The organism is Micromonospora sp. NPDC005197 (genome assembly GCF_040608295.1).
Taxonomy (GTDB): domain Bacteria; phylum Actinomycetota; class Actinomycetes; order Mycobacteriales; family Micromonosporaceae; genus Micromonospora.
Genome location: NZ_JBEXHY010000032.1, coordinates 45,793 through 55,736, shown reverse-complemented (window position 1 = coordinate 55,736; position 9,944 = coordinate 45,793). Strand labels below are relative to the sequence as shown.

Sequence of the window (9,944 nt, the reverse complement as noted above, 5' to 3'; positions counted from 1 at the left end):
TTTTTGAATTTGTGTTTTAAGAACTAATTAAACAACCACAGCCGGGTGGGGCGGCGCGCGGGGCCCCCCCCCCCCCGGGGGCCCCGCCTTTTCGTCGTCGGGGGCACTGATCCGCTAGGTGCCGGACGACAGGCAGGCATCTCTGTGTCGCAGGCTTTGCTCTGCTTCAGCGGACGCAACACCATGTGTCCGTTATCCGGACACCGAGTGTTGCGTGGGTTGAAGCAGAGCAAAGGTGACGGGAGCACCCCTGCGAACCGGCGGCCGGTTCGCAGGGGTGTCAGGCGTTCAGGTCGGCGGTTGGTGCGGACGGGCCATCGCCGGCGAGCCGGAACGAGTCGGTGCCGACCGGTTCCACCAGCCCGTCCTGTACGAGGCCGGCCAACGCCCGGGCGCGCTGCACGTCGTCGGTCCAGACCTGGTCGAGGCGCTGGTGCGGGACCGGCCCGGTGGTCTCCCGGAGCACCCCGAGCAGCAGTCCGCGTACCTGCCGGTCGGTGCCCGCGTACCGCTGGGGACGGCGGGTCGGGCCGGTTGCCGGCTCCTGCCCGGAGGCCCGCCAGGCGCAGACCGACTCGACCGGGCAGGCCGTGCAGCGTGGTGACCGGGCCGTGCAGAGCACCGCGCCCAGCTCCATGAACGCGGCGCTGGCCAGTGCCGCGGCGGCGGGCTCGGCCGGCAGCAGCTCCTCGGTGGCGACCAGGTCGGCGGGCCGGGTGACCGGTCCGGCGTCCGGTTCACCGGCCACGGCGCGGCAGACCACCCGCCGTACGTTGGTGTCGACCACCGGATGCCGCTGCCCGTACGCGAAGGCGGCCACCGCACGCGCCGTGTAGGTGCCCACGCCGGGCAGCGCCAGCAACTGCTCCAGCCGGTCCGGCACCTGACCGCCGTGCCGGTCCACGATCGCGACCGCGCACTCCCGCAGTCGGACCGCCCGGCGGGGATAGCCGAGACGCCCCCACATCCGAATCGCCTCGGCCGGGGTGTCGGCCGCCAGCGCGGCCGGGTCGGGCCAGCGGGCCAGCCAGGCGTGCCAGGCCGGCACCACCCGGACGACCGGGGTCTGCTGGAGCATGACCTCGCTGACCAGGATGGCCCACGGGCTGACCCCGGGTTCCCGCCACGGCAGGTCACGGGCGTGCTGCTGGAACCACCGGCTGACCAGGGTGGCGAAATCGGGTTGAGTCATGGCGACGTCGATGATGTCACGCGCTCCGGTCCCGCTGGATGGGCGGCTCGGGCGGGGTGTCGCGGTGGCGGTGGGCGGATCGGGCAGAATGCGCGGATGAACGAGCTCGCGATCACCGTCATCGGTCGGGACCGGCCGGGCATCGTGGCCGACGTCGCCGAGGTGCTGGCCCGACTGGGCGCGAACCTCACCGACAGCACGATGACCCGGCTGCGGGGGCATTTCGCGATGACCCTCATCTGCACCGGCCCGGATGCCGCCGGGGTGGAGGCGGCGTTGGCGCCGCTGGCCGCCGAGGGTCAACTGCTGGCGACCGTACGCGCGGTCACGCCCGACGGTGAGGTGGCCCCGGCCGGCGAGCCGTACGTGCTGGCGGTGCACGGGTCGGACCGGATGGGCATCGTCGCGGCGATGACCCGGGTGCTGGTGGACGCCGGCGGAAACGTGACCGACCTGAGCACGCGGTTGGCGGGTTCGCTCTACGTGGTGTTGGCCGAGGTCGAGTTGCCGGCGGGGGTCGCCGAGGCGGTGACCGCACGGCTGCACCGGACGGCCGCCGAGTTGGGGGTCGAGGTCACCCTCCGGCCGGCAGACCCGGATCTGCTGTGAGCGACGGGCGGGGCGGGCCGGACGCCGGCCGGGACGTCGAGGCGTACGCCGGTCTGGGGGACTGGATGCCGGAGTCGCTGGCGGTGGCGGGCGAGGTGCGGGCCGTCGTCTCGGCCCCGCATCCGGTGTTGAGCCGGGCCGGGGACGATGTCGATCCGACGGCCGAGGAGACAGTCCGGCTGGCCGCCGACCTGGTCGCCACGATGCGGGTCTCGCCGGGCTGCGTGGGGTTGGCGGCGCCGCAGGTCGGTGTGGCTGCCCGGGTCTTCGCCGTCGACGTGACCGGGCATCCGAAGGCGGTCACCGTGCACGGCACCTTCGTGCTCTGCAACGCCCGGGTGGTCGAGGCGACCCGCTGGAAGCCGGGCCGGGAGGGGTGCATGTCGGTGCCGGACCTGACCGGGGATGTGAAGCGGGCCAGTCGGCTGGTGGTGGAGGGTGACCTGCCGGGCACCGGCGCGGCGGTCCGGTTGGTGACGGACGGCTTCGAGGCGCGGGCGTTGCAGCACGAGATCGACCACTGCGCGGGGCTGCTCTTCCTGGATCGGGTGGCCGGCGCGCACGCCGTCTACCAGCGCAAGGTCTACCTCTGAGCGGGTGGCGGAAGGTCGGCGCGTCCGTCCTCAGTGGAGTTTCGCCGCGCTGCGCCGGTGGCGCTCCGGCGCGTCGTGACGTGCGGGTGGGCGCCGCGCGGCTACGGTGGGGGGCATCATGCGTCTGACGGTCGGCCCCCTGCCACCCGCCGTGTACTGGCGGCGTCGCGCCGTCGTACTCGGAGCGGGGCTTCTCTTCCTGATTGTCCTGCTCTACTCCTGCACCGCCTCGGGCCGCTCCGGCGCTCGACCGAATGCGGGGGCGAGCCCGACGTCGACTCCGACGTCCACGGCGAGTCCAGGGCCGGGTGGTCCGGTGTTGAGCCCGCAGACCGGGGTGCCGTCGGCGTCCGGGTCCGCCGATCCGAATGCGGACCGGTCGGCCGGTCCGAACGCCACGGACCCGAGCCCCGAGACCACCAGCAACGACCCGTCGCTGGGCTCGGCCGGGTCGGTCGACGACGGCACCTGCACCGACGCGGAGATCAGCGTGACCTCGGTGGCGCGGCCCACCTCGGTACAGCGCGGCGCGGTGGTCGACCTGCAACTGAAGATCAAGAACACCTCGGAGCGGACGTGCAGCCGCAACGTCGGCGCCGACCTGCAGGAGATCTTCATCAAGGCCGGTGCCGAGAAGGTGTGGTCCTCGGACACCTGCGGCAAGGTCCAGGGCTCGGATGTGCAGTCCTTCACGCCCGGGTTCGAGCGCTCCTACCAGGTGGGCTGGAACGGGCGGGACACCACCCGCTGCGATGGCGCCGGGCTGGCCGCCGGCCCCTTCCCGCCGGCCGGGACGTACCAGGTGTTCGCGCGGGTCGGCACCAAGTACAGCGCACCCGTGAAGATCACCATCACCGGCTGAGCCGGGTCAGACGTACCGCTCCAGGATGGACGCCTCGGCGAGCCGGGACAGGCCCTCCCGGACGCCCCGGGCCCGGGCGTCGCCCACGCCCTCGACGGCCTGCAGGTCCTCCACCGTCGCGCCCAGCAGCCGCTGGAGGCTGCCGAAGTGCAGCACCAGGCGGTCGACCACGGCCACCGGCAGGCGCGGCACCTTGGCCAGCAGTCGGAAGCCACGCGGGCTGACGGCGGCGTCCAGCGCGTCCGATGCGGCCGGGTAGCCGATGGCCTTGGCGACCGACACCAGGTCGATCAGCTCGGTGGCGCCGAGCAGGTCCAGCTCGACAAGCGCCTCGTCCAGCGTGCGGGACTTGCGGCCGACCGGGAGGTAGTCCCGGATGACCAGGGTGCGGTCGGCGTCGACGCCGGCCATCAGCTCGTCGAGCTGGAGGGCGAGCAGTCGCCCGTCGGTGCCCAGTTCGACGACGTAACCGGCGATCTCGTCGGCGATCCGGCGGACCATCTCCAGCCGCTGCACCACGGCCACCGCGTCCCGCACGGTGACCAGATCCTCGATCTCGAGCGCGGAGAGCGTGCCGGAAACCTCGTCCAGCCGCAGCTTGTACCGCTCCAGGGTGGCCAGCGCCTGGTTGGCCCGGGACAGGATCGCCGCCGAGTCGTCCAGCACGTGCCGCTGGCCGTTGACGTAGAGGCTGATGATCCGCATGGACTGGCTGACCGAGATCACCGGGTAACCGGTCTGCCGGGCGACCCGCTCGGCGGTGCGGTGCCGGGTGCCCGACTCCTCCGTCGGGATCGACGGGTCGGGCATCAGGTGCACGGCCGCCCGGACGATGCGGGTGCCGTCGCTAGAGAGCACCACGGCCCCGTCCATCTTGCACAGCTCCCGGACCCGGGTCGCGGAGAACTCGACGTCCAGCGGGAAGCCGCCGGTGCAGAGACCCTCGACGACCTTGTCGTAGCCGAGCACGATGAGCGCGCCGGTGCGCCCCCGCAGGATGCGCTCCAACCCGTCCCGCAGCGCGGTGCCGGGTGCCATCAGGGCGAGGTTCGCCCGCAGCGGATCGCCGGCGCTCCCGGCAGCGGTGGTCACGCTCACGCTGATCGGGCGGGCTGGCGAGCCCACGGCGCCGGTGCGGGCCTGGGGCGGCGCGCCGGCAGGCTTGGTGGTATCGCGGTCGATCGGCACGGGCACAGTCTACGGACTGCCGTGCGGTGGGTGCTGTCGTGGTTACTGTGATGTGTCACGATGCCGCCCTTCCAACCGTTTCCACTTGCGCCGATGCTGTCCGGTATCGCCGCCCGCGTCGGCACGCTGGGTCACTCGGCGGACGCGCGGGCCGCATGGTGCAGCGCCGAGCGGACGTCAGTGACCTCGGTCACCCGCATCCCGTCGGGCCCGGCGCCAGTGCTGGCCGGGCCACAGCCCGGCGGGACCAGCGCCACCTTGAACCCCAGGCGGGCCGCCTCGGCCAGCCGGCGCGGCACCGCTCCGACCCGGCGCACCTCGCCGGTCAACCCCACCTCACCGATCGCCACGAGGTGCGGCGCGATCGCCAGGTTGAGCCCGCCGGAGGCGACCGCCAGCGCCACGGCCAGGTCGGCCGCCGGCTCCACCACCCGGATGCCGCCGACGGTGGCCGCGAAGACCTCGCGATCGTGCAGGGTCAACCGCTCGGTGCGCCGTTGCAGGACCGCGAGCACCATCGCCAGGCGCGCGGAGTCGAGGCCGGAGACCGTACGACGGGGTGAGCCGGCAACCGTCGCGCCGATCAGGGCCTGCACCTCGGTGACGAGGGCCCGCCGCCCCTCCATGGCCACGGTCACGCAGGTGCCGGGCACGGGTTCCGAGTAGCGGGTGAGGAACAGCCCGGACGGATCGGCCAGGCTGCTGATGCCGCCCTCGTGCATCTCGAAGCAGCCGACCTCGTCGGCCGCGCCGAACCGGTTCTTGACGCCGCGCACCAGCCGCAGCGAGGAGTGCTTGTCGCCCTCGAAGTGCAGCACCACGTCGACCAGGTGCTCCAGCACCCGGGGCCCGGCCACCTGGCCGTCCTTGGTGACGTGGCCGACCAGCACGGTGGCGATGCCCCGCTCCTTGGCGACCGAGACCAGCGCGGCGGTGACCGCGCGTACCTGCGTCACGCCACCGGGCACGCCCTCGGTGCCGGTGGTCGAGATGGTCTGCACCGAGTCGAGCACCAGCAGGCCGGGCTTGACCGCGTCGAGGTGCCCGAGCACCGAGGCCAGGTCGCTCTCGGCCGCCAGGTAGAGCTGGTCGTGCAGGGTGCCCATCCGCTCGGCACGCAGCCGGACCTGGCTGACCGACTCTTCCCCGCTGACCACCAGGGAAGGGCTGCCGGCGCCCACCGCCCACTGCTGCGCCACATCGAGCAGCAGGGTCGACTTGCCCACGCCGGGCTCGCCGGCGAGCAGCACCACCGCCCCGGGCACCAGCCCACCGCCGAGCACCCGGTCGAGCTCACTCACGCCGGTGGGCCGGGCGCGGGCCGGAGCGGCGCTGATGGTGGCGATCGGCCGGGCCGGCTCGGCCGGCAGCCGTGAGCTCACCACCCGACCGGAGACGGTCGGGCCGGTCACCGTGGACTCGACCACCGAGCCCCACTCGCCGCACTCCGGGCAGCGACCCACCCACTTGGGCGGCTGGTGCCCGCAGGCGTCGCACTCGTACGCCGGACGCGGCTCGCGGGTGGCGGACCGGCCGCGGGCGGCACCGGCCGTGCCGGCACGGCCAGAGGTCGATCGGGAGGTGGTCACATCAGGACGCTAGCCCTCTCGTACGACGAAAACACCCCGGCGTGGTGGTTCCCACGCCGGGGTGTTCGTCGATGTCGGGGTCGGGTCAGCCGTGGGTGGCGCCGCCCTCGTCGCCCTCGTAGCCGCCCTCACGCTCGATGATCGGCGAGGGGGGCGCGGCCGGGGTGAGCGGGACGGCGATCGGTGCCTGGCCGGTGACGGTGTTGCCGTTGCCGAAGTCGAAGGTAACGACGACGTTCTGGCCGGAGCGCAGCGCCTCGGTCAGGCCGATCAGCCGCAGCTGCGTGGTGGCCTCCGAGTTGAGCTGGAGGTAGCTCAGCGGAGCCAGCTCGATCCGGGCGGGCTGGCCCGGCGCGGCCGCGCTCGCCGAACCCGACGCGCGCGCCGACTCCGGGGCGGACGGCGTCGCCGACGACGAACCGGTCTCGGACGGGGTCGCCGACGGGCTGCCCGAACCCGACGGGGTGGCGGACTCCGACTCGGAGGCCGACGGCGTCGGGCTCGCCGAGCCACCCGAGATCAACACCTCGCGCGCGCTCTGGGTGGTGACGGTGACCGTCACGGTGCTCTTCGAGTCGTTGTAGATCACGGCGTTGAGCGGGGCGTCCTGGCCGGCCCGGTAACCCTCGGTGCCCGGGTAGGTGACCAGCAGACCACGCACCGAGTAGGCGCCGTTGGGGGTCGTGAGGTTGACGCCCTGGACCGACGGCTCCTTCAAAGCCGTCTCGGCGACCTGACCGGCGCCGCATCCGGACGCGAGCAGGCTGGTAGCCGCCGCCATCCCGGACAGCAGCAGGGCCGCCCGCCGGGATCCCCTGATCGAGCGCGTCACGTCGGTCCTCCTCGTTACGATCCCCACCCGGCCGCACGCCGGGCACGGTGGCCATACCCGCGCAGACCGCGCTCCAGGGTAGTTGGAGCTGATCGAGGCCCGCACGGGGACCCGGCAATGCCACCGTCCCGGGTGCCCCTCACACCACCCGACCGCTCGCCACCAGCAGAACGACGTCGATGAGGGCCACCAGCATGACCGCCCGGAAGGCGGACACCGGCCGCCGGCCGGCCCGGGCCGCCGAGCGCCCGGCGTACCAGCTCAGTGGCGGCACGACGGCGGCCGTGCCGACCGCCGCCAGCCCGAGGGCCGACGGCGGCCCGGGCGGCCCCAGGACCAGGATGGCGGTCGCGGCGAGGAGCAGCCCCGCCGCGGCCGCCCGGCTGCCCGCCGCGCCGAGGCGGTGCGGCAGGCCGCGTACCCCCGTCCGGGCGTCGTCGGCCAGGTCGGGCAGCACGTTGGCGAAGTGCGCGCCGGCCCCCAGGCAGGCCGCCGCCGCCAGCAGCCAGGCCGGCGGGGTCGGCTCGCCGGGCAGCGCCAGCACCACGAAGGCGGGCAGCGCGCCGAAGGACGCCGCGTACGGCAGCACCGAGAAGACGGTGGCCTTGAGCGGCCAGTCGTAGAGCAGCGCGGAGACCAGGGCGACCGTGAGCCAGAACGCCGCCGGAGGGTTCGTGGTCAGCGCCAGCAGCGGGCAGGCCAACGCGGCCGCCGCCGCGGCCCAGGCCGTGACGCGCCGGCCCACCGCGCCGGCGGCGACCGGCTTGTCGGTACGCCCCACAGTGGCGTCCCGCTCGGCGTCCAACGCATCGTTGGTCCAGCCGACGGCGAGCTGGCTGGCGAGTACGGCGAGCACCACCGAGACGATTCCCCACGGCCGGTGCCCCACCCCCCAGGCCAGCAGACCGGACACCGTGGTCACTGCGGCGGCCGGTTCCGGATGGCTCGCTCTGACCAGCCCTAACACCCTGGACGACATAAGGGAAGTCTGGTCGTTACCGAGCAGTCGTGCCACGCTCGGTGCCATGCGAGACGTGGCTGCGGCCGCGGCGTCCACCGGTCCCCGGGTGCTGCCGCGCAACGACCCGCGCCAGTACGACGACCTGGCCGGCGAGTGGTGGCGGCCCGATGGCGCGTTCGCGATGCTGCACTGGCTGGCCGAGGCCCGCGCGGCGCTCGTGCCGCCGGCGACCCGCCCGGATGCGGTCCTGGTCGATCTGGGCTGCGGCGCCGGACTGCTCGCGCCGCACCTCGCCGGTAAGGGATACCGGCACGTCGGTGTCGACCTGACCCGCTCGGCGCTGGTCCAGGCCGCCGGGCACGGGGTGCGCGTGGTCCAGGGTGACGTCACCGCGGTGCCGCTGCCGGACGGGTGTGCCGACGTCGTCTCGGCCGGTGAGCTGCTGGAACATGTGCCGGATTGGCCGCGCGCGGTGGCGGAGGCGTGCCGGCTGCTGCGTCCGGGCGGCCTGCTGGTGCTGGACACCCTCAACGACACCGCGCTGGCCCGGCTGGTCGCGGTACGGATCGCCGAGCGGCTGCCGACGGTGCCGCGTGGCATCCACGATCCACGGTTGTTCGTGGACGCTCGCGCACTGGTGGCCGAGTGTGCCCGGCACGGTGTCGAGCTGCGCCTGCGCGGCATCCGTCCGCAGGTCGGCGGTCTGGTCGCCTGGCTGGTGCGCCGGGCGCGCGCGACGCGGACGCCGGGCGCGACGTCGACGGGCCGTGCCCCGCGCATCGTGCCGACCCGGTCCACCGCCGTGCTGTACCAGGGCCAGGGGGTCCGCAGAGGATAGTCGGCTCGTGGCGGGGTATGGGACGCCGAGAAGGGAGCGATATGACGGTGCATGCGCTTGAGGCGGCCCGCCGGTTGGCGCCGCGGTTCGCCGCGCGGGCGGCGGAGCACGACCGGGACGGCTCCTTTCCGGTCGACGACTTCCGTGACCTGCGGGAGGCCGGCCTGTTCGGGCTGATGGTGCCCCGCGCGCTGGGTGGCCTGGGCGCCAGCTTCGCCGAGTACGCCGCGGTGGCCACCGAACTTGCTCGGGGCAACGGCGCGACCGCGCTGGTGTTCAACATGCACGCCTCGGTGACCGGCGCGCTGGGCGCGGTCACCGAGGAGTTGGCCGAGGCCCTGGGTGTGCCGGACGAGGCACTGGCCGCCCGGGACCGCCTGCTCACCGCCGCCGCGCAGGGCTCCTGGTACGCCGTCGCGATGAGCGAGCGCGGCGCCGGTGCCCGACTCTCCCAGTTGAGCACGGTCTACGAGCCGACCGACGAGGGGTGGCACCTCAAGGGCAGCAAGACCTTCTGCTCCGGGGCGGGGCACGCCGACGGCTACCTGGTGGCCGCGCGCAGCTCCGCCGACCAGTCGGTGGTGTCGCAGTTCCTGGTGCCGGCCGGTGACGGTCTGAGCGTCGAGCCGACCTGGGACGCCCTCGGCATGCGCGCCACCTCGTCGCACGACCTGCACCTGGACGCCACCGTCCCGGCCGACCGGCTGCTCGGCGGGGTGGAGGGGCTGGCGCTGGTGGTCGCCCAGCTGATGCCGCACTGGCTGGTGGCCAGTTACGCGGCCGTCTACGTGGGGGTGGCCCGGGCGGCGATCGACGCGGCGGCCGAGCATCTCAACGCCCGCAACCTGGCCGGCCTGCCGGCGGTGCGGGCGCGGCTGGGCCGGGCGGACGCGGCGACCGCGGCGGCCGAGCTGGTGGTGGCCGAGGCGGCCCGGCGGGTCGACGACGCCCCGGGGGACGCGGAGACCAACCGCTGGGTGTGGCGGGCGAAGCTGCTGGCCGGCACCACGGCCGCCGAGGTGGCGGCGTCGATGCTGGAGGCGGCGGGGACGTCGGCGACCCGGCGTGGTCATCCGTTGGAGCGGCTCTACCGGGACGCCCGCTGCGGCTCACTGCACCCGGCCACCTCGGACGTCTGCGCCGACTGGCTGGGGATCGCCGCTCTGGGCGGGGACCCGGACCGCGACGGATCGGCACCGCGTTGGTGAGCCCGCGCGGCGGCACACGTACGGGGGAGGGGCCGGCCGAGGTGGCTGGTGGGACGGCCAGGGGGAGGACAG

At 74.1% G+C, this 9,944-nt stretch carries 10 protein-coding genes; 5 read left to right on the top strand and 5 right to left on the bottom strand.

What is annotated here, in order from left to right; all coding sequences use genetic code 11:
• Positions 1-280: 280 nt before the first annotated feature.
• Entirely contained in the window at positions 281-1,192 is a 912-nt protein-coding gene (locus ABZU46_RS14065; RefSeq protein WP_354857475.1) for an A/G-specific adenine glycosylase, read from the bottom strand.
• Between the two features lie 96 nt (positions 1,193-1,288).
• On the opposite strand from ABZU46_RS14065, the gene ABZU46_RS14060 reads away from it, so the two are divergent.
• The 3 genes from ABZU46_RS14060 (at position 1,289) to ABZU46_RS14050 (ending at position 3,256) form a co-directional block, all read left to right on the top strand.
• The gene (locus tag ABZU46_RS14060; RefSeq protein WP_354857473.1) at positions 1,289-1,801 is read left to right on the top strand and encodes an ACT domain-containing protein; all 513 of its coding nucleotides are present in this window, start codon (positions 1,289-1,291) and stop codon (positions 1,799-1,801) included.
• A 65-nt stretch (positions 1,802-1,866) separates the two neighbouring features.
• Entirely contained in the window at positions 1,867-2,394 is a 528-nt protein-coding gene (locus ABZU46_RS14055) for a peptide deformylase (protein ID WP_354857483.1), read from the top strand.
• A gap of 118 nt (positions 2,395-2,512) precedes the next feature.
• Positions 2,513-3,256 (top strand): hypothetical protein, encoded by a 744-nt coding sequence (locus ABZU46_RS14050; RefSeq protein WP_354857471.1) that lies wholly within the window; start codon positions 2,513-2,515, stop codon positions 3,254-3,256.
• Positions 3,257-3,262: 6 nt separating this feature from the next.
• Here the strand turns inward: ABZU46_RS14050 and disA are convergent, their stop codons facing one another.
• The 4 genes from disA to ABZU46_RS14030 all read right to left on the bottom strand — a co-directional run bounded on the left by disA (position 3,263) and on the right by ABZU46_RS14030 (position 7,844).
• Positions 3,263-4,444 carry a DNA integrity scanning diadenylate cyclase DisA gene (disA, locus tag ABZU46_RS14045; RefSeq protein WP_354857469.1) on the bottom strand — a complete coding sequence of 394 codons (1,182 nt, stop codon included), beginning with the start codon at positions 4,442-4,444 and terminating at the stop codon, positions 3,263-3,265.
• 131 nt (positions 4,445-4,575) lie between these two features.
• Positions 4,576-6,033, bottom strand: coding sequence for a DNA repair protein RadA (gene radA, locus ABZU46_RS14040; protein WP_354857467.1), 1,458 nt, complete (start codon positions 6,031-6,033; stop codon positions 4,576-4,578).
• Positions 6,034-6,118: 85 nt separating this feature from the next.
• The gene (locus ABZU46_RS14035) at positions 6,119-6,865 is read right to left on the bottom strand and encodes a hypothetical protein (protein ID WP_354857465.1); all 747 of its coding nucleotides are present in this window, start codon (positions 6,863-6,865) and stop codon (positions 6,119-6,121) included.
• A 139-nt stretch (positions 6,866-7,004) separates the two neighbouring features.
• Positions 7,005-7,844: a UbiA family prenyltransferase gene (locus ABZU46_RS14030; RefSeq protein ID WP_354857463.1), complete on the bottom strand. Its 840-nt coding sequence runs from the start codon at positions 7,842-7,844 to the stop codon at positions 7,005-7,007.
• Positions 7,845-7,890: 46 nt separating this feature from the next.
• On the opposite strand from ABZU46_RS14030, the gene ABZU46_RS14025 reads away from it, so the two are divergent.
• Together ABZU46_RS14025 and ABZU46_RS14020 are read left to right on the top strand one after the other, a co-directional pair.
• Positions 7,891-8,664 carry a methyltransferase domain-containing protein gene (locus ABZU46_RS14025; protein ID WP_354857461.1) on the top strand — a complete coding sequence of 258 codons (774 nt, stop codon included), beginning with the start codon at positions 7,891-7,893 and terminating at the stop codon, positions 8,662-8,664.
• Between the two features lie 41 nt (positions 8,665-8,705).
• Positions 8,706-9,872 (top strand): acyl-CoA dehydrogenase family protein, encoded by a 1,167-nt coding sequence (locus tag ABZU46_RS14020; protein WP_354857458.1) that lies wholly within the window; start codon positions 8,706-8,708, stop codon positions 9,870-9,872.
• Positions 9,873-9,944 lie beyond the last annotated feature (72 nt).

What these genes read in the sequence shown, in the direction of transcription:
- ABZU46_RS14025 (WP_354857461.1), top strand. Translation starts at nt 7,891, where the DNA reads ATGCGAGACGTGGCTGCGGCCGCGGCGTCCACCGGTCCCCGGGTGCTG.
- ABZU46_RS14060 (WP_354857473.1), top strand. Translation starts at nt 1,289, where the DNA reads ATGAACGAGCTCGCGATCACCGTCATCGGTCGGGACCGGCCGGGCATC.
- ABZU46_RS14030 (WP_354857463.1), bottom strand. Translation starts at nt 7,844, where the DNA reads ATGTCGTCCAGGGTGTTAGGGCTGGTCAGAGCGAGCCATCCGGAACCG.
- ABZU46_RS14065 (WP_354857475.1), bottom strand. Translation starts at nt 1,192, where the DNA reads ATGACTCAACCCGATTTCGCCACCCTGGTCAGCCGGTGGTTCCAGCAG.
- ABZU46_RS14050 (WP_354857471.1), top strand. Translation starts at nt 2,513, where the DNA reads ATGCGTCTGACGGTCGGCCCCCTGCCACCCGCCGTGTACTGGCGGCGT.
- ABZU46_RS14020 (WP_354857458.1), top strand. Translation starts at nt 8,706, where the DNA reads ATGACGGTGCATGCGCTTGAGGCGGCCCGCCGGTTGGCGCCGCGGTTC.
- ABZU46_RS14055 (WP_354857483.1), top strand. Translation starts at nt 1,867, where the DNA reads ATGCCGGAGTCGCTGGCGGTGGCGGGCGAGGTGCGGGCCGTCGTCTCG.